Annotated in this window: 6 protein-coding genes and 1 tRNA gene; 4 read left to right on the top strand and 3 right to left on the bottom strand. The window is 46.3% G+C overall.

Annotated features, from left to right (window positions below; genetic code table 11):
- Window positions 1-195 precede the first annotated feature (195 nt).
- Together AQUSIP_RS07000 and AQUSIP_RS07005 are read left to right on the top strand one after the other, a co-directional pair.
- Window positions 196-990, top strand: a complete 795-nt coding sequence (locus AQUSIP_RS07000; protein WP_114835277.1) for a hypothetical protein — start codon at window positions 196-198, stop codon at window positions 988-990.
- Between the two features lie 246 nt (window positions 991-1,236).
- Window positions 1,237-2,475, top strand: coding sequence for an IS256 family transposase (locus AQUSIP_RS07005; RefSeq protein ID WP_114835278.1), 1,239 nt, complete (start codon window positions 1,237-1,239; stop codon window positions 2,473-2,475).
- A 59-nt stretch (window positions 2,476-2,534) separates the two neighbouring features.
- Here AQUSIP_RS07005 and AQUSIP_RS07010 read toward each other — a convergent pair whose 3' ends face one another.
- Together AQUSIP_RS07010 and AQUSIP_RS07015 are read right to left on the bottom strand one after the other, a co-directional pair.
- On the bottom strand, window positions 2,535-3,638 hold the full coding sequence (locus AQUSIP_RS07010) for an FRG domain-containing protein (protein ID WP_114835279.1): 1,104 nt from the start codon (window positions 3,636-3,638) through the stop codon (window positions 2,535-2,537).
- A 9-nt stretch (window positions 3,639-3,647) separates the two neighbouring features.
- The gene (locus AQUSIP_RS07015; protein ID WP_114835280.1) at window positions 3,648-4,319 is read right to left on the bottom strand and encodes a YecA family protein; all 672 of its coding nucleotides are present in this window, start codon (window positions 4,317-4,319) and stop codon (window positions 3,648-3,650) included.
- Between the two features lie 108 nt (window positions 4,320-4,427).
- Here AQUSIP_RS07015 and AQUSIP_RS07020 point away from each other — a divergent pair, with 108 nt between their 5' ends.
- Window positions 4,428-5,603, top strand: a complete 1,176-nt coding sequence (locus tag AQUSIP_RS07020) for an ISL3 family transposase (RefSeq protein ID WP_148326088.1) — start codon at window positions 4,428-4,430, stop codon at window positions 5,601-5,603.
- Window positions 5,604-5,695: 92 nt separating this feature from the next.
- On the opposite strand, the gene AQUSIP_RS07025 is transcribed toward AQUSIP_RS07020, so the two are convergent.
- A tRNA-Thr gene (locus tag AQUSIP_RS07025) sits at window positions 5,696-5,768 on the bottom strand.
- Between the two features lie 606 nt (window positions 5,769-6,374).
- Between AQUSIP_RS07025 and AQUSIP_RS07030 the strand changes: the two genes are divergently transcribed.
- A complete protein-coding gene (locus AQUSIP_RS07030; protein WP_148326089.1) occupies window positions 6,375-21,014 on the top strand; it encodes an autotransporter-associated beta strand repeat-containing protein in 14,640 nt (4,879 codons plus the stop codon).
- The last annotated feature ends 99 nt before the right edge of the window (window positions 21,015-21,113 follow it).

Raw genomic sequence — 21,113 nt, forward strand, 5'->3', positions numbered from 1 at the left:
AAGCGAACTTTAAAAATTTCTTCTATTATCATGCACCCCTGCGATAAATAAACTAAGGCGTATTTTACTTCCCTGCACACGACAAAACTTTTAACCGTTCGCCCTGTGCAGAGATTTTACTTGCTTTTATGTAAAAATATTTTACAATTATTCACTTTTTGCTGATATTAAAATTAACTACAAAACGAGGACAGCATGCTCCGAATGTTTAGCCAGCACTGGTCAAAATCCAGTCACCAGCCCACTACCAAAAATACTGCCCATTTTTCCTCAAGTTCAATTAAATTGCCCAAAGATTTTAATCTGCTTACCGCCCAGACCACCTATCAGGCCGTAACGCATTTAGCCGCGATTAAAGGAAAAAAAAGTGAAGAAATAAAGACAAAATATCCTCAGCTTCTTGAACATTTCTTCCACGGAAAAATTGCTTATACATTGCAATATAAATCTCCTGAAGAAGTAATTAAAAATGGTGGCCTGCTGTCCCGAAAAGATCTTTGGGTGTCAAATACCAGATCCGGTTACAATGATGGTTGCATTTGTTTCTCGCTGCTTCCTGAAGTAACAGCGATATTTTCTCGCGGATCCATCCATTCTTCTTCCACTAAAAAAACGAGCAAACCCTATATTTATGCTTTTCCCTTAACAGGAAATTTTTTCATCCCTGGCAGTCAATGGCGTGAAATCATATCACCCGGCGCATTTCCGCTCACTCGTTTCTGGATGTGCCGAGAATTGTTGGACATTGACCATCAAAACAAGATCCATCTTGGGCCCATACAGGGCCACATTGGAAAGATGGATATCATTCATGGCGAACGACTGGAAGCGTACCTGCAAAACAAGCTGGTCAAGCCGAATGAAATTGATTTCGGCGAAGACTTCCCGCTGGAGTTTGATATCAATGATACGGATGAATCAGCGAAATTTCAAAAGGCGGTAAAGGAACATTATGATGCCATAGCGAATCAGCCGACCCCTCGTCCGTAGAAGGCATAAACATTAGACGTGTTTTGAAATTTAATTAAATATTCACTTCATATAGTTGAAGAGTTTTTTTACTAATCGTTCGACGCGTATTCGGCATATTTTTTCTGTCATAGGACCGGGCGAGAGAGGTTATATCAAAAAACGATAAAGCAATAAACAAATCAGTATTAATCTTTAAAGTAGTGTTTAAATAACTGTGTCAGTGTTCAAAAGTTGATATAATTTTTCAAACTTGGAGCGCTGATAATGAACAATACAAAAATAAATCTTGAACAATTTGACTTCAATCAATTTCAGGAAGAGACAATAAAGAAGCTGAAATCCGGTCAGCCTTTGACCGGAAAGGACGGCGTACTTACCCCTTTAATCAAGCAATTATTGGAAGTAGCCCTTGATGGCGAAATGGATGCCCATATTGCCGATTGCAAGGATGATGGGCAGCCTAATCGCCGCAATGGCAAGACAAAGAAAACCGTCAAGACAGGTACTGGTTCATTTGAACTTGAAACACCTCGTGATCGTGAAGGCACTTTTGAGCCTGAGATTGTTAAAAAGCGCCAGACAGTATTGAACGAATCGCTCGATAATAAAATCTTGTCCCTGTACGCAATCAGCATGAGTTACGAGTCTATTACGGAACACCTGCAGGAAATGTATGGTCTTGAGATATCCCCTGCCAAAATCAGCCAGATAACCGATAAATTGTTACCCGTCATTACTGAGTGGCGCAGTCGTCCGCTGGATGCTGTTTATCCCATCGTGTTTCTAGATGCCATGCATTTCAAGGTTCGCGAAGAAGGAAAGGTTGTCAGCAAAGCGATTTATTCTATTCTTGGCATCAATAAAGACGGTCGCAAGGAAATTATCGGGATTTATCTTTCTGAGAGCGAAGGCGCACGTTTCTGGCTGGGCGTTTTGAATGACCTGCGCACTCGCGGTGTAGATGACATTCTGATTGCCAGTATTGATGGTCTTAAGGGCTTCCCGGAAGCAATAGCGGAAGTCTATCCCAGAGCCGAGATCCAGCTTTGCGTAGTGCATCAGATTCGCAATTCACTAAAATATGTTGTCAGCAAAGACCAGAAGTCATTTATGCTTGATTTACGGCAGGTATATCAGGCGCCGAACCGTGATGCTGCTGAACAGCACCTGCTTGAACTGGGCGAAAAGTGGGGTAAAAAATACCCTGCTGTTATCAAATCCTGGCATGTTAACTGGGAGACTCTGTCGCAGTATTTTAAATACCCTGAAGAATTGCGTCGTATAGTGTACACAACAAATATCATTGAGGGATTTCATCGTCAGGTTCGCAAATACACCAAGAGCAAGGGGGCGTTTGTGAGCGAAAATGCGTTAATGAAGCTGATTTACTGTGCCTGTCAAAAGATCATGGAAAAATGGAATCAGCCTATGCATAATTGGGCGTTGATAGCATCCCAGCTCCAGATTTATTTTGACGGTCGCTTAAAATTAGAACTGAGATGATTTCGGACTGACACAGTTTGATGAACGCTCTCTTTTAAGATCCATAAAAAAGTATGGCATCATCTCTTTAAAATACTATCCGCACAGTGAAAATAAGTTGGCATCAAAGTAGCCTTAGTAATATCTTCCAATGCAAGCTCATCTAACAACTCATTGGCGAAACTGGCGGGCAGAGATATCTTCTCTAGGTTGTATAAATGTTCTCGATCATCAACATATTCATCATAAAAGTTTATATGTTCCTCCAACGAAGGCCATTCGCCATGCTTAAAATAATAAAAATCTGCGCCGCGCATCTCGGTAAATAGTCCTTTTTGCATATGCAAAAATTCGAATTTATTATGCTTTAAATTCTGGTGTAACCTTAATGAATTTCGATGAATTAAAACATCATTTTGATAAAGGGTATTAAATGCATAGACACACATATTACCTTCATTGCCACCCTTAACCACAGATTGATATGCTGAAAAAAAAGCTGCGATATAAGAGCTATATGTCCAATCTAGCAGTCTTGTTGGCACCCCTGAATGCTGCGATAACGCTAACGAATAATAATCTTGATATTCTATTAATGGCGGGTATGTCTTCACGCGATACATCGCTTCCATATCAAGACAATCTTTCAGCCAGCGCTCCAAAGCCCTATCTAAAAAATAAATTATCTCATCAGTAATAAAGTTATTTTCGCTCTGATTAAGCTTAATTTTTATCTCGTTACTTTGAAGATACAATGCAGATTTATTACATGAATCTATAAATTTTTTTATTAATAATAGCTCTATTACTGATTGCTTTAATATTTCCTTTAAGCGATCAATCTCATCGCTAGAAAATTGACGTAGAGCGCTATTAAACAGGGTAATACTCTTAGTGGAATATCCATTCGCAATATTCTTAGCAAAGCTCTCTAAATTGCCTCCATTTGGCAATACTTCTTGCAATATTTCTGTTTTAATCCTGTCAGTTTCTAATCCTAAATTATTTCTTAGCGAAGAGGGCAATAGCGAAAGACTAGTTGGCTCCCACTGTCCCCTGTATACCCAATAATTTCGCTTGGTGCTATTTTTTCTCCATCGCTCATTTCTTTTATTTAATATATTTAAAAACTCACTTACGCTTTTTGCATCAGTTACAAGCATTCCACATTTTTGATTACTCATTAAATACTCCTAGTATCGCAGACAACATTTCTTATATTTTTTGCCGCTACCACAGGGACAAAGAGAATTTCTCTGAATTTTAACTCTTGTATATCGATCATGTGTCCCCATCAAATTCTTAGATAGCAAAGGATGGCCATGTTTTTGTTTGGCCATTTCATGTATTAGTGACTTCGTCTTGTTTTTTAATGTTTCAGGTACATTATCATCTGATACAGTAATCCCAACCCTACGTTTTATTTGCTCCTCTTCTAATCCATAAATAATCTTACTAATCTCATCAATCAGTTGCTGATATTCATTTGCAATTTGAAGCACTTGGTCAGTTGTTATTTCACTTATAATGTATCGATGAACTACCTTATTTCTGCGTTGATAAAGATTTTCAATTTTCTCATACTCAATCTGAGTAAGAATGTTTTTTTCAAGAGCATTCGCATAAATAGCCCGCTCAGATATAATCTTATCGTCATCACTTTGAAAAATTAATTCAGTAGGAATTTCAGTGCTAGCAGTATCAAGTTGATGCCGCAAAATTAAACCAGTTCGCAACAAAGCATCTATTACTGATGTTGCCAAACATACATACTCAACAAAACATCCGTTGTTACCTGCTCGATTCATGAGCAAGTTAGCTGCGGCAAATCCATTCATAAATTCTGTAAATTTTTCCCAGCTCATATCCGACTAAATCCATGTAATTAATGGGCTCTACCCCAAATAAGGGGGCATTTTAATCGTAAATAACATACCTTACTTGTTGAATGGACAAGGAAAAGGAGATTAAAAATGCCCCAAAAGGATATTATCCTAAGTTTACCCGGCTTTACCATCAAAAATGTCAGTGGTCATAACCCGATAATTATTGATGTTCATTATCGAAACAAACCACGATGCCCAGCTTGTAATGGCAGGAACGTGCGCAAGAAGGCTAGCTTCATTCGGCGTGTTCGTCATGAGCCGATAGGGCATAGACAAACAGTGTTGCGCTTTAAAGCTTATAAACTCTATTGCCATACCTGCCAGCGTTACTTTAACCAGCAGTTCCCTGGTATCAATAAGTATCAGCGAGCAACAGAACGCCTGCATAATCACCTTTATCATCGACACACGGAAGGTGTTTCGCAACAGTCTCTCGCTCGTGACTTTAAAATGGGTAAAGCAACCATTGAGCGCTGGCACCATCAGCAATATGTGCTTGCTCACAAAGAAATTGATGTTCGACACTGTCCAACAGTGCTTGGCATTGATGAGCATTTCTTTAGTAAAAAACAGGGTTATGCCACCACGTTTTGTAATCTCAGAAAACATAAAATATTCGACATCGTTAAAGGTCGATCGGCAAAAGATTTGGCAAGCTATTTAGATCGACTACCCGGAAAAGATCGCGTAAAAGTCGTCTGTATTGACTTAAGTAGCACATATCGAAGTATCGTGCATCAGTATTTCCCTAATGCCAAAATCGTTGCTGATCGCTTCCATGTGATTCGACTCATGCACCATATGTGTATGCAGACTTATCAGGAAATTGATCCCAAAATGAAAAATAAACGAGGGTTATTAGCAGCACTCAGAACTAACCCAGACAATCTCACTTCAGACAGATTGAAAAAGCGTGATCAGTATTTAAATGAGCATCCTGCAACTGCTGCCATATACCATTTTAAACGGCGCTTGCATCGATTGTTAATGAAAAAAACAGTGTTCAAAAGTCGTTGCCAGCGGCTAATTCCAGTATTTTTAAAAATGGTTACAGCATTGAAACAGAGTCCATTTAAACGATTAGTAACGCTTGGCAAAACACTTTATCAATGGCGTGAGGAGGTGGTACGTATGTGGCGATTCACAAAGAACAATGGAATAACGGAAGGCTTCCATCGGAAGATGAAATTAATACAGCGACGAGCATATGGGTTTCGGAACTTTGAAAACTATCGGTTACGTGTTAGGGTGCTGTGTTCGTAAATGGTGTGCCCCCTGAAATGGGAAAGACCCCACATATTCGACACACAAGAAGTACCGCAAAGAGAAAACCGCTGGAGAGCCCGTCATTGCTCTGCCGGTGACGAGACTCGAACTCATGACCTACTGATTACGAATCAGTTGCTCTACCAACTGAGCTACACCGGCATGGCTTTGAAAAACACGCGAAGTATAATGAAAAATGGGACCGATCGCCAGGGTTTGATATAAATTATGAGCGAGCAAAGAGTGCTGTTCTGCTCCAGCTCGGTATAAGGCAAAACAGGGCTGCTCATTTTTTAGCCGACCTGCCCGGACGAGTAGATATTCTCTGGTACAACAATTAACGATGCCCTATTTTATTTTGGTCCCCACTCTCTTATTCTCCACCACCTAACCAAATCAGCCTCCAATCGTTTTCCTGCTGCAGAATCTTTGCCAACGTTTTTAAGAGTATTTATTTAACTGTATCACTCCCGCATCACCCTCTCTGTCATTCCCCCGCATAGACGGGAACCATTCATCCTTGGCAATAGCCGTGCCAAAAAAACGATGGGATCCTCGTCTGCGCGGGGATGAGGCAGTTATGAAAAAGTTTGCCTTGTAAGTCGCTGAAGAAAACACCAATTCGCCCCAGAATTAGTTTTTGTTTTAAAAAATCAATCAATTAAAAATTCCGCCTGCACGGGAAAAAATCAAAATATGCACTATAGTTTATATATACCAATTAAAAAATATCTACTTATTTAACAACATAAAACGAGAGCTGGAACAATGCATTTGCTGGGACAACAACACAAATCGGCTCTATCTTATCTATGCAGGAAGGGAATCATCCTGCTTGGGACGGTTTTTTTGGTGTCCAGTGCTTATTCAAATCCCGCCCTTGATAATGTTGCAGCTGGTCAGGTTTCCATTCAACAAGCACCCAACTCCACCGTCATTAATCAGTCCAGTCAAAAAGCTATTATTAACTGGAAAAGTTTTAACATCGGCCAATCCGAATCTACCCATTTCCAGCAACCAGCGGGCGGTGTCGCCCTTAATCGTATCAGTCCGACCCAAGGTCCCTCCTCTATATATGGGAGACTGACCGCAACAGGGCAAATTATATTAATGAATCCCGCTGGTATTTTTTTCGGACCTTCTGCCTATGTCAATGTTGGCGGCCTCATTGCCACGACTGCCAATATTTCCAATCAGGATTTTTTAAATGGCAATTATCGCTTCACCCATGTATCGCCTTATTCCGGCTCCATCATTAACGAAGGACAAATTATCGCAGCCGAGCACGGACTCATTGCGCTCGTCGGTAACAACGTACAAAACAAAGGTCTCATACAAGCCCGTATGGGAAAAGTCGTATTAGCATCAGGCAGTGCTTTCACGATGAATTTCGATGGTTCTAATTTGATTAGCTTCACTGTCGATGAAAAAGCTGTGGGTGATCTAAGAGGTGTCAGTAACACGGGCATGATTTCAGCCGATGGCGGCAAAGTCATTGTCACAGCTAAAGCAGCGCAAGGTGTGCTCGATCATGTCATTAATATGGATGGTATCGTACAGGCACGATCAGTGGGCGTACAAAATGGTGAAATTATTTTATCCGGTGACACGAATGCAGGTGTTGTACGTGTTGCTGCAAAAATGGATGCGTCTGGTAAAGGCGCGGGTGAAAAAGGCGGCAAGATTCATATCACCGGCAATAAAATTTTAGTCGATTCCGGCGCAGAGATTGATGTCAGTGGTGATAAAGGCGGCGGTGAAATTTTAATTGGCGGTAATTATCAAGGCAAAGGCCCGCTGCCAAATGCCAACGCAACGGTCGTTATGCCGAACACTAAATTAATTGCGGATGCCCTTACTGATGGCAAAGGTGGTGACATCATTGTCTGGTCTGATGAGGTGACAAAAGTATATGGCAACTTGAGTGCACGGGGCGGTGCACAGGGCGGTGACGGCGGATTCATTGAAACATCCGGTCATCATATTTTGGAAGTCGGCGACATCGCCGTTGATGTCAGCGCGCCTTACGGTAAAACCGGCGAATGGTTATTAGATCCCTGGAACGTCACAATCACTGGCAGCACAGCAAATGGTGCCTTTGATGGTGGCAGTCCTAATATCTTCACACCCACAGGAAGCCCCGCAACTGTTTCCGCCAGCACGATTGCCAGTAATTTAAATACTGCCAATGTCACGATCACCACAGGCTCAACCGGCGCTGAAGCAGGTAATATCACGGTTTCCAGCGCTATCACCTGGACTTCGCCTTACACCTTATTATTAGATGCGGCTTCCAATATCATTATTAATGCAGGCATCACCGCATTGAACGGTACTCTGCAGTTACGTGCCGGTGCCTTGGCTAACACAATCACAACGGGTGCTTCCGGCACCATCAACGTGAAAAATTTCAATCTGCTACGCGGTACGTGGAGCCAAGTTTCAACCTCGCTCCCGAGCTTTACCGTTTCGGGTAATTTCCAGATCAATTCAGGCACAATGGGTTTTGCCAACTCAAACGCAGCATTCATTCGTGCAGCAAATGCTTCATCTGTTAATCTGGGGCAGGCAAGCAATCCTGTTGAATTAGTAGATATTTACGGCTTACAAGGTGCGGGCTCCACCGCCACAACGTTAGGTTATTACTACGCACTCAATAATAATATTAATGCAGCGGCAACCTCCAACTGGAACAGCGGTAGCGGTTTTGTGCCTATTACTGGTTACGCCAGCACTTTTGAAGGCAATGATTTCATTGTCAGCAACCTGTATATTAACCGTCCCTCAACCGACCTGGTTGGCTTATTTGGCAGTTCCGGCGGTACCATACAAAATGTCGGTGTCATGAATGCTGATATTACCGGTCAACAATATGTAGGCGGGTTGGTTGGCTCAAACAGCGGCACGATTACGGACTCATTTTCTACAGGAACTATTTCAGGATTATACTTTACCGGTGGCCTGGTGGGTTACAACAGTAATGATATTGCTACTTCCTATTCTTCTGCGGATGTCAGTGCCCAGTCAGGTGGCGCTTTCACGGGCGGTCTTGTAGGGTATTCCACCAATGCAGGCAGCACGATTACTGATACTTATGCTACGGGTGCTGTTTCTGGCTTTACCAACGCCGGTGGCCTGGTTGGATTCCTGGATGCTTCTTCAGCAGTTTCTAATAGCTATTCGACAGGTGCTGTTTCCGGCAACGCAGGCTCGCGTGGCGGCTTGATCGGTGGCGGCTCAGGTAGCGTAACAAACAGTTTCTGGGATACCGAAACATCCGGACAAAGTACAAGTTTTGGCGGCACGGGAAAAACGACGGCAGAGATGATGAGTGCTACTACCTTTAGCACACCCGGATGGAGCATTGCCAGCACAGGCTTTACAGGCGCAACCCCACCTGCAAACACGTGGTTAATTCTGAATGGGCAAACGCGCCCCATGCTCCGCGCTGAATGGTCTACTAACTTGAATACACCGCATCAATTGCAATTAATGGCCACAGCACTCGATGGTGCCTACACGCAAATCAGTAATATCGATCTTAATGAAGGCATGAATAACGCAGCAGAAATCTGGGGCACCAACCGAAGCACGTCGAGTGGCGCCGGCTTTGTACCCGTGGGCACATTTGCCAGCAATTTCATCGGCAGCTTTGATGGTAATGGTTATACCATTAACAATTTAGTGATTTACCAGCCCTCTCAAGTGGATGATCTTGGGCTATTTGGCGCCACAGGTGCAGCAACGATTACCAACGCAGGCCTCATTAATGCAAGCGTCACAGGTGGGTGGGGATTTTCTAATGGTCCTTTAGTAGGCTGGACAGGTGTAAGCGGCGCGACATCCATTTCCAACTCCTACAGCCTAAATGGGACAGTCGTGATACAAGCCGGTAACGCGGGCGGCCTTGTTGGTGGTACTGACTTTAATCTTTGGGGTAGCACCATTAATGACTCCTACGCTTCAGGAAGTGTCACCGCGCTTTTCACTCATGGTGGCACAGTCGGCACAGGTGGTCTGGTAGGCCGCAATCGCAGCACCATTAATAATTCATATAGTTTTGCAGATGTAACCTCCGCCGATTATGAAGGCGGGTTCGTTGGTTATAATGAAGGCACCATCACCAACAGCTATAGCTCGGGTGAAGTCGTTCAAACGAGTACGCGCCCTGTGGGTGGTTTTATCGGCGTTAACACGGGCGGCATTACTGCAAGCTTCTGGGATACTGACACTTCAAACCAGGCTGTCGGGGTTGGTACAGATTTCATTGGAGGTGACGTAACAGGCGGCTGCTTCACAGGGACCTGCACAAATGGCGGCGCAGCAAATCTTTCCGCGTTGGCTACTTATACAGGTGCAGGCTGGTCAATCACCTCAACATCCGGTACCGCCAAACCCGCAGGTACATGGTTTATCTTCGAAGGTGACACACGCCCGATACTGCTCGCCGAGCAAAACACCCGGGTTAATACGCCGCACCAATTACAAATGATGGGATCCACGCTGGGTGCAAGTTATACATTAGGAAGTGATATTGATTTGAGCAGCCTCACAACTGCTGCAGATGTCTGGGGTAACACCGAAGGATTTGTACCTATCGCCAATTTCAGTGGTTCATTAGATGGTAATAATTATACCATTAGCAATTTATATATTAACCGACCAAGTGCCCCCTCAGGCGTTGGGCTTTTTGGAAGCACGAGTGGTTCTGCTTCAATTCAAAATCTTTATATTGATAATGCATCTGTGTCTTCGGGTAACACAACTCGTACTGGTATCCTACTGGGTTATCATAACGCTACTAGCGGCTATATTAATAACATCACGATTTCAGACAGCACAGTCACTTCAACGGCAACGAATTCCAGACTGGGAGGCGCGATTGGAGCAAGCGAAGTAAACGCCGGTGCCCTGCATAATATTATTGCCAGCAATGTTGATGTGAATGCTTCCGGCTTCTCTGGTGGATATGTAGGAGGACTAATAGGCAGATCACTTAGTGGAACGTCGCTATTCAATTCATATTATTCCGGCACCATTAATTTAACAAGTTCAGGTACATGGTTTGGCGGTCTCATTGGGGAAATGCATGGCACAGTTGCTAATAGTTTTAGTCTGCCAATTATACTGAATAGTAATCCTGGTAGCAGCAGCGGTGGTGGTTTAGTAGGTACATTATCAACAGGTGGCTCAATCAGTAACTCATATAGCATGGGTTACATTCAACATGGCAACAGACTTGGAGGGCTGGTTGGACAACTCGCAGGTGGCGGCTCCATTTCAAATTCCTTCAGTACTTTATACATTGCAGCCGGCAATACAAGAGGCGGTGCAATTGGTGAGATGACAGGCGGTACCATTTCCAATAGCTTCTGGGATACCGAAACATCCGGCTTAAGTGCCGGTGTGGGCAGTCAAACCGGCGGAACCATTACCAATTTAACAGGCGGCTGCTTTACAGGCGTTAGTTGTGGTAATGGAGGAACCGCCAATTTATCTTCCCAAGCGACTTATCCTTCTGGCTGGAATTTCTCTACTGTCTGGGGAATTATAGAAGGACAATCCTATCCTTATTTGCGCGCTTTCTTTTCTGATACACCGCGCGCTATTTCAGGGATTGTTTCTGGAATCAGCAGTAACAATACCGTCACACTGGCCGCCAATGGTGTTAACGTCACCACCAATGGTTTAACGCAAGGCACTACGCAAACAGCCGCAAACGGATTCTATTATTTCTTGCAGCCAAACGATGCCATTACAGATGCACAAGTATTATTGGCTTATCTGACGACGGGAGGCGTTGCGAATGCCGTCACGCTCGCACCTGCAAGTGGTGGTAGTATTACTGGTTTGAATATGGCGGCCAATACCGTATCAGTGGGCGATGATAATACTAATACATTAACCAACGCAAATCTAAGCACTGCAAAAGGCAGTCTCTCTGATACAGATATTTTATTTTCAGTTACCAGCAATAATCTGACATTAGGCAATGCTACAAATCCCAATGTGAGCTTAGCTACAACAGCAACGACAACTTATAATGTTGATGGCAATATCACCGCAGGCGGAACAGGATCGCTCACCTTCGATGGTGCGGTTAATTTATCAGCCGATTCTATTTTTACTACCACCTCAGGCAATATTATCTTTAATAATACACTGAACTCATTAACCTCCACTTTCCGATCTCTCACGCTCAACAGTTCCGGCATTACAAGATTTGGCGGCAACGTGGGCGGCACGACATTTGCATTATTAAATCTGACAACAGACAGTGGCGGCACAACAGAAATTAACGGTGGCAATATCACGACACGCGACAGTCAAACCTATAATGATCCTGTCACCTTGGGTGCAAACACGCAGTTATTTAGCACGAGCGGAGGCGGCGAAGTCAGATTCAATAATACGTTAAGTGGCGCATTCAGTCTGACAACCAATAATAGTGTGGCCTATTACTTTAATAATACTGTCAGCGGTCTCACTTCATTCACAGCAGCGGATACCGGCGGGTTCACTGCATTTAGTGCAAATGTCACGACCTCAGGCGCACAAGATTATAATAATCAGGTTTTATTCTCTGGCGATGCCACACTAACTGGTACGGATATCTCCTTTAGCAACGGCATTAGCACATTGGGTTGTAGTACGTGCGACTTAACTGTCAATGCCAGCGGCACTACTTTATTCGAAGGTGTTGTAAATGGTCTTGCCTCATTGACAACTGATAGTAACGGCACAACAAAAGTCTATGCAACAGGCATCACTACTTCGGGCAATCAGACATATAACGATCCTGTTGAGGTAGGCATCAATACAGCCTTTACTAGCACAGCGGGCAATCTTCACTTTGCTGATACCATCGACATCGATCCGGCAGCACCACAAGGTTATTCGCTCACATTTAATGCAAGCAACGGCACCCTGACATTTGATGGAAAAATTGGCTCAGCCCCCACAAGAACACCCACTTTACTGACAGCAACAGCAAACACAATATACATCAATGGCGGAACAGATATTTCACTCAATCCTACTATTGATACATTAGGCACCCAAACCTATACCGGCGCGACTGTGTTGGGAGCTGATACCGTATTATATAGCTTAACCGGGGATGTATCTTTTATATCTGATGCCACCCATACTTCTACCATTGATTCTGATAATGCTCTGACACCTCGCGCGTTAACTGTTTATTTCGGCAATGATAATTACTTCAGTGCCGATATTGGTGCAAGTGTTCCTTTAGCAAGTTTAACTTCCACGCCGCTTGCAGTCACATTTAGCATACATTTCCAGGATACGCTTAATCCTGCCAACGTTATTAATGTAACAACGGTTGGCGATCAAACTTATGGCGATGATGTTCATCTGGATAACCCTGTTTCGCTCACGTCAACCGCGGGTGATATCATCTTCACGACTACCGATATTGGCGGACCTATTGTAGGCGGCAATGTCATCGGTGGCGGCTCAACCAGCTTTACGATCAACAATGCAGGCCTTTCCAGTCTCGCTGCTGGCACCATCACTGGTGTCACGCTGACCAAAGAAGGCGCCGGCACATTCCAGCTCTCCGGCGCGAATACCACGGGCACTACTACTATTAATGGCGGCACTTTACGGCTCGGCAGTGGCGCTTCATTGGCCAGTACATCCAGTATTATTCTCGCCGATGTCGCAGGCGCCACCTTGGATCTTAATGGAAACAGCCAAACCATCGCGGGTCTTTCCGGCGGCGGCACAACGGGTGGTAATATTTCCTTAGGTGCAGGCACATTAACTGTGAATGAGACAGGTACCGAAACATTTGGCGGTATCATCAGTGGCACTGGTGGGCTTACTAAAAATGCCAGCGGCACATTGATACTCAGCAATGTCGCGAGCACTTATACCGGACAAACTTTTATTAACGCAGGTACTTTGTCCGTTGCCAAATTAGCTGATGGCGGAACAAACAGTTCAATTGGTGCAGCTTCATCAGGTATTGTTTTAGGCAACGCAGGTACAACAGGCACTCTTACCTACACCGGCGGTACAGACAGCACAGATCGCGCCATTATTATCAATGCAACAGGTGCCACCATCCGATCCACCAGTGCTGGTACATTAACACTGGCAGGCATTGTTGCGAATAATGGCAATCCGCTAACGTTTGATACAGATGGCGGAAATATCGCGGTCTCCGGTGTGATGAGTGGCGGCGCTCCTGGCACAATCACCAAAACAGGCAGTGGCACATTAACTTTATCGGGCGCAAACACTTATCTCGGCACGACTTTAATTAACGCTGGCACTTTAGTTGCAAATAATAACACAGCATTAGGAAGTGTCAGTGCGGGCACCACAGTAAGTGATGGCGCGACGCTGCAAATTAATAATGCGACTATAGGCAGCGAAGCGGTGACAGTAACGGGTACAGGTACAGACGGTAACGGTGCATTGATAGGTACAGGCACCGGTTCGCTTTCTGGCGCAATTTCACTTACCGGTAATACAACCATTGGCGGCACAGGTTCATTAACACTGAGTGGTATCATCAGTGAAACGGGTGGCGCGAGAACAGTAACAAAAACAGGCACGGGTACAGTAACACTATCAGGCGCTAATACCTACTCCGGTGGAGCAACCGTCAGCGCTGGTATATTAGCCGCACAAAATAACAATGCATTAGGCACGGCTTCTACCACCGTCAATAGCGGTGGTACGCTGCAAATCAATGACGGTATTACCGTCGCCAATGCACTAACATTAAACGGCAGCGGCGCTGCGGGCACGGAAGGTGCATTAGTTGGCACGGGCGCTGCAACCGCAAGCGGTGCCATCACACTCGGATCTGATACAACGATAGGCGCCATCAATCCGACCGATACACTGACACTTAGCAACACCATCAACGGTGCAGCAGCATTAACGCTGGAAGGCGCAGGCACGATTATACTGGGCAATACCGTTGGTAATACAGCTTTGACCGCACTGACTGCCAACACGAATGTCACCATCAGCGGTGGCAGCATCACCACATCAGGAGCACAAAGCTATACGGCAGGAGTATTGCTGGGTGCCGATACGACCTTGTCCGGAAGCGCACTGACTTTTGACACAGTGGATTCTACCGGCAGTGCACGCACACTCTTATTAAATTCTTCTGGCGCAACGACATTCAATGATGTCGTCGGCGGCGCAATGGCACTTTCAAGCCTCACAACGGATAGCGGTGGTACCACTGAAATCAATACCAGTGGTATCACGACCAGCGGTGCAGGAGGTCAATTCTATGGTGACGCAGTCATACTCAGTGCAAATTCAACTTTATCTGCATCCGCCGGCCCAGTCACCTTTAATAGCACATTGAATTCCCCTGCTGACAGAAATCTCACTATTACCACTTCAGGTGACACAACATTTAATGGTGTGGTCGGCGGTTCTCAAGCGCTTGCAAGTCTTACTACAGATGGTGGCGGCAATACGATCATTAATACCAGCAATATCTGGACCAACGGAACCCTAGGCCAGGTTTATAATGACAATGTCTTATTAGGTGCAAATGTCACATTCGACGCTACGAATAGCGGAACCAAACCTATTTACTTTGGCGGCACTGTAGATTCCTCAGGCTCTGCGCGCACTTTAACGGCAAGGACTTCAGGCACAACAACCTTTAATGGTCTCGTCGGAGGCGGATTAGAACTAGCTAGTATTACTACCAATGCGGGTGGCTCTACAGTGATTAATACAAGCGCTATCAACACCACTGGGGCACAAACTTATAACGATGCTGTAACACTTGGGACTACATCAAACCTTACTTCGACCACCAATGATATTATTTTCGCCAGCACTATCGATGGCGGCAACAATGGCTTAACCATTACGAATGCGGGAGCAAGCAGTCAGGTAAGCGGTGTTATCAGCAATCTAGCTTCACTGACCAAAGCAGGCACCGGCACACTGACACTGAGCGCTGCTAACACTTATGATGGCACAACCAATATTAATGCTGGTACCTTAATCGTCACGAATGCAACCGGTCTGGGTTCCATCATTGGCGGCACTTCAGTAGGCGATGGTGCTACATTAAATATTAATGATGTGGATATCGTCGGTGAAACACTTACCATTAGTGGCTCAGGTGTAGGCGGCGCTGGCGCATTAATTGGCATCGGTACAAGCCCCTCATTAACAGGCGCTATTTTACTGGGAGCAGATAGCACAATCGGCGGCACAGGGTCATTGACGCTCTCAGGTGTCATCAGTGACGGTTCCAATAGTTTCAATCTAACCAAGACAGGCACAGGCACACTGACTCTCTCCGCTGTTAATACTTATTCGGGCTCAACCATTATTAACGATGGCTTACTCAATCTTGGTATCAATAACGCACTCCCTATCAGACCCTTATCCATGACAGGTGGCACACTTGATTTAAATAGCTTCTCACAAGAAATTTTAGATCTCTCCGGTACCGGTGGAACTATCACTAATTCTAGCTTAACGACAGGAACATTCACCGTACGCACATTAGCAGGTGGAAATATATACGCCGGACTCATCACGGGTAATTTGGATTTCGCTAAACTCAACAGTGGTTCACTGCGATTAGATAGCGCCAATACTTATACCGGCAGTACCACTATTTCTGCCGGCACCGTGACACTCGGCGTTGATGACGCACTACCAACAGATACAGACTTGACGCTGAACGGCGTGCTTAATATGAATACCTTCTCACAAACTGTCGCCAGCCTGAATGGTACAACAGGCAACATTTCCAATAGCGGCGCTTTTTCCACCCTGATAGTCAATACAGCCGGCACTGATAGTTACTCAGGAGTGATCGGTGGCGACATTAACCTGACGATGGGCGGCAGCGGCACACTTCTTTTATCTGGTACGAATACTTACATTGGTGCGACCACCATTAATGATGGCACGCTGCAATTAGGCGCAAACAATGTCATCGATGATCGCAGCACTGTCACTGTCGCAAGCGCCGGTACATTAGATTTAAATGATAGAAGCGACACGATCACTACGCTCGCCGGCAGCGGTAACGTTTTCTTAGGCTCAGGTACGTTAACAGTAGGATTTAATAATGGCGGCTCCACTTTCTCTGGTGTCATTTCTGAATCCGGCGGATTAACCAAGATAGGCTCAGGAACGTTCATCCTAAGCGGTAGTAACACGTACACGGGCGCAACCACGATTAATGCAGGCACATTACAGCTCGGTGCTAACAGCGCACTCTCTGATTCGACAGCCGTTGTATTGGCAGATATTGCAAACGCCATCTTTGATGTCAATGACAAAGTTGAAACCATCGGTTCACTGTCAGGCGGTGGTACAACGGGTGGTAACGTCATGCTGGGTAGCGGTATTTTAACCACGGGTAACGATAATACGTCCACGGCATTCGGCGGTATCATCAGTGAAGGCGGTATATTAATTAAAACCGGCACAGGCACCTTCACGCTAAGTAATGCCAACACGTATTCCGGTGGTACGATTATTAACAATGGCACTGTTGCCATCACAAACGGTAGCGCATTAGGCACCGGCAATGTATCTGTCACCAGCGGTGCAGCATTGGATATTAGCAATAATATTACTGTTGCAAACAATCTCACTCTCAATGGCACTGGCATCGGCAATACAGGCGCACTGGTTGCAACAGATGCAAACAGCTTGAATGGCAGCATCACATTAGGCAGCGACAGCCTCATTAATGTGGCCAACCTAAGCGATGCGCTCACGATCAATGGCAATATTGGCGGCGCATTCGCACTCTCTAAAATAGGCAATGGCACGCTGATACTTGCCGGCACAAACACCTACACAGGTGCAACCAATATTAATGCAGGTATTTTGCAACTTGATTCTGCTGCAGATGCACTTTCAAGTTCAACCGCTGTGACCATTGCAAACGGTGCAACACTTGATCTTAATAATGGTAATGAAATATTAGGCAGCATAGCTGGCAGTGGGAACATCATATTAGGCAGCGGAACACTTTACGCTGGTTTCAATAACACATCCACCACCTTCAGCGGTGTCATCTCTGGTACAGGCGGATTAACGAAACAGGGCACCGGCACCTTAACACTCTCCGGCAGTAACACTTACATAGGCGCGACCAATATTGATGCCGGCACGTTGCAGCTCGGCAATAGTGACGTGCTGGCCGATACAACACGGGTCACCGTTGCAGGCGGTGCGCTGTTTGATCTTGCCGATAACAGCGATACCATCGGTTCGCTTGCTGGCGCCGGCAATGTCGCGCTGGGTGTCTCGCCGAGCGCAGGCACATTGATGACAGGTTACGACAATAGCGACACCACCTTTAGCGGTGTTATCTCCGGCACTGGCGGCGTCACTAAAGTAGGAACCGGTAACTTTACACTTGATAACGTCAATACCTACACAGGCGCGACCAATATTGATGCCGGCACGCTGACACTCAATGTCGATAATGCCATTGATCCCGCAAGTGCGCTCACCATTGCTTCAGGCGCCACACTGGGATTGGGCAATATTGATTACACTATGGCGGCTCTCTCCGGTGATGGCAATATTGCACTGGGTTCCGGCACCTTGACGATTGGTGATAACACTTCCACCACCTACAGCGGCGTCATCAGCGGTTCAGGGAATGTGATCAAACAGGGCAGCGGCACACTGACATTCGCCAATACGAACACCTATACCGGCACAACCGATATTACCGCAGGCTCATTACGTCTTGGCACCAACAATGCCTTCGGCGATGCAAATAGCATCACCGTTGATGCAGCCGGTACACTCGATCTCAACAACTTCAGTGACACCATTGGTTCCATTGCGGGCGCTGGTAACCTCATATTAGGCAGCGGTGTATTAACACTCGCCGATAATAGCGATACCATATTCAGCGGCAGCATCACCGGCACAGGTGCAGGCGGCATCACGAAATCGGGTTCGGGTATCTTTACCCTCACAGGCAATAACACAGGTTATGCAGGCACCACGACTGTTTCAGCCGGCACACTGAATATTGGCCACAATAATGCGCTGGGCACCGGCTCACTTGTTATGTCCAACAGCACATTCACCGCCAACAGCAACGGTATCAATGCAGGCAATGCTATTACCTTAAACAATACGGTCACGATAGGCGGTTCCAATAACTTCGAATTAAGCGGCATCATCAGCGGCACTGGTGCACTCACCAAAGCAGGAAGCAGCACGCTCATCCTGTCAGGGATCAATACTTATTCAGGCAATACCGTCATTAACGCAGGCACACTGACTGTTGCAAACCCACAGGGTCTTGGCACCACAGCAGGCGGCACAACCGTCAATAGCGGTGCAACGCTTCACATTAATAACGTTAATGTTGGCAATGAAGCACTCGCCTTAAACGATGGCTCTCTTGAAGGCACCGATACCGCTTCACTCGCTGGCGACATAACACTCGGTGCCGGCACCACCAACTCCGTCACCGCCAATAATGCAGACAGCGACTTCACGTTGAGCGGAGATATAAATGGCGCAGGCGCTATCAATCTGCTTGGCACAGGCAGTGTCACTCTGACGGGTAATATTGGTAACCTGACACGGCTTAGCTCCGTCACTGCCAACAGCACAGCTGTCATTGACGCACCTGTCATCCGTACTACCGGCGACCAGACTTATGCTGGAACCGTCCGCGTCGGCCGTGCCATGACCTTCGATAGCTCCGGCGGCAATATTGCCTTTAATGGTATAGTGGATGGTGATGGCGACTTTGATCTCACCGTCAATAGCAGCGGTACCACCACGTTCGCCGGCACAGTGGGTGCAACCGATGCACTGAACAGTCTAGCTGTCACCGCAAGCGGCATTAACATCAATGGCGGCAGTGTCGCCACTGTCGGCAACCAGACTTATACGGGCGCCATCACACTCGGCGCTGACACCACCTTCTCTACTGCGGCAGGCTCAGGCAATGTCACCGTCGCCATCAACAATGGCATCGGCAGCAACCGCAACGTCACCTTCGCCGGCGGCATGAGCAGCAATGAATCCTACATGATCAGCGGCGCTATCGCTGCCAACAATGTCACTGTCGCTGGCAGCGGTGGTTCCAATAGCCTCACGGTCAATACCGGCAACACCCAAACCTGGAACATCACCGGCGCCAATGCAGGCAGCCTCGCCACCGCAGGCGTGACCGGCAGCTTCACTTACGGCAATATCCAAAGCTTAACCGGCGGCAGCGGCAATGATGCCTTCACCTTAAACGGCGGCTCGCTCGCCGGCGCCTTAAGCGGCGGCGCGGGCACGAACTCCCTGACCGGCGCTAATACCGCCAACACCTGGGTCATTACCGCTGCCAATGCCGGTTCCGTTACCGGCATCACCGGCGGCTTCTCCAACATCCAGAATGTCACGGGTGGCAGCAATGGGGATACCTTCACCTTAAACGGCGGCTCGCTCGCAGGTGCTTTAAGTGGCGGCGGCGGTACCAATACCTTAGTCGGCGGTAATACCGCCAACACCTGGACGCTGACTGCGCTTAACGCCGGTTCCGTCACCGGCATCACCGGCGGGTTCAGCTCCATCCAGAACTTAACCGGCGGCAGTGGCAATGATAGCTTCACGCTAAATGGCGGATCACTCGCAGGCTCCATCAATGGCAGCGGCGGCGTTAATACCTTGACTGCAGGCAACTCCGCTAACAACTGGACGGTCTCCGGCACCAATGGCGGCACCGTCACCGGCGTGGGCGGCACCTTCAGTAACATCCAGAACTTAACCGGCGGCAGCAGTGATGATACCTTCGTCTTCGCTAACGGCGCCCGCATCACTGGCATTGTCAACGGCGGATCACTTGCTGGCACCAATACCCTGAACTTCGCCCAATACAGTTCTCCAGTCAATGTCACTTTAACCAACACCAATACCGGCAGTGCCACCAATGGTGGGCTCATCACTGCATTTGATAACATCACGCATCTCATCAATAATGGTCAACGTAATGAAATCACCTTACCCAGCAAATCCAATACCATTACCATCACCGGTGCAAAAGTCGGCTTTATCAACGACCCCATCTTCTTCGACGGGTTCCAGGTATTCCGTGGTAGCGGCAGTGTTAACTTCAATACAAGCGCGCTTGTCAATGCGGCAAATGGCACTGCCATCGTTAACGGCACTACGATGTATTTCTACGGCATCACGCTACCTACTGGAAACACCAATGTTGCAGACGTTCTTCAACAAAGTAATAATCCGCCGCCCAGTGAAGTAACTCAAACTACCTCTAGCTGGACAATGACCAGCGTCAATCAGAATATCACCGACATGATCGCACAAGCTGCGGAAGATTATTATGAAACATTAAATAAAGTTAAGATTAATCCTTATTGCTCTCAGGCTAATTAAGTTAGTATTTAACCTCAGTTATGGATAAGCGAATTTTAACTTTTTGAAAAGATTGAAAATAAGAAAGGCGCTTGGTAAATTTTGCCATTTTTAACCGCC

The organism is Aquicella lusitana (assembly GCF_902459475.1).
In the GTDB taxonomy this organism is placed as follows: domain Bacteria; phylum Pseudomonadota; class Gammaproteobacteria; order DSM-16500; family DSM-16500; genus Aquicella; species Aquicella lusitana.

Coding starts and splice junctions, on each gene's coding strand:
- AQUSIP_RS07030 (WP_148326089.1), top strand. CDS start 6,375: ATGCATTTGCTGGGACAACAACACAAATCGGCTCTATCTTATCTATGC.
- AQUSIP_RS07000 (WP_114835277.1), top strand. CDS start 196: ATGCTCCGAATGTTTAGCCAGCACTGGTCAAAATCCAGTCACCAGCCC.
- AQUSIP_RS07015 (WP_114835280.1), bottom strand. CDS start 4,319: ATGAGCTGGGAAAAATTTACAGAATTTATGAATGGATTTGCCGCAGCT.
- AQUSIP_RS07020 (WP_148326088.1), top strand. CDS start 4,428: ATGCCCCAAAAGGATATTATCCTAAGTTTACCCGGCTTTACCATCAAA.
- AQUSIP_RS07005 (WP_114835278.1), top strand. CDS start 1,237: ATGAACAATACAAAAATAAATCTTGAACAATTTGACTTCAATCAATTT.
- AQUSIP_RS07010 (WP_114835279.1), bottom strand. CDS start 3,638: ATGAGTAATCAAAAATGTGGAATGCTTGTAACTGATGCAAAAAGCGTA.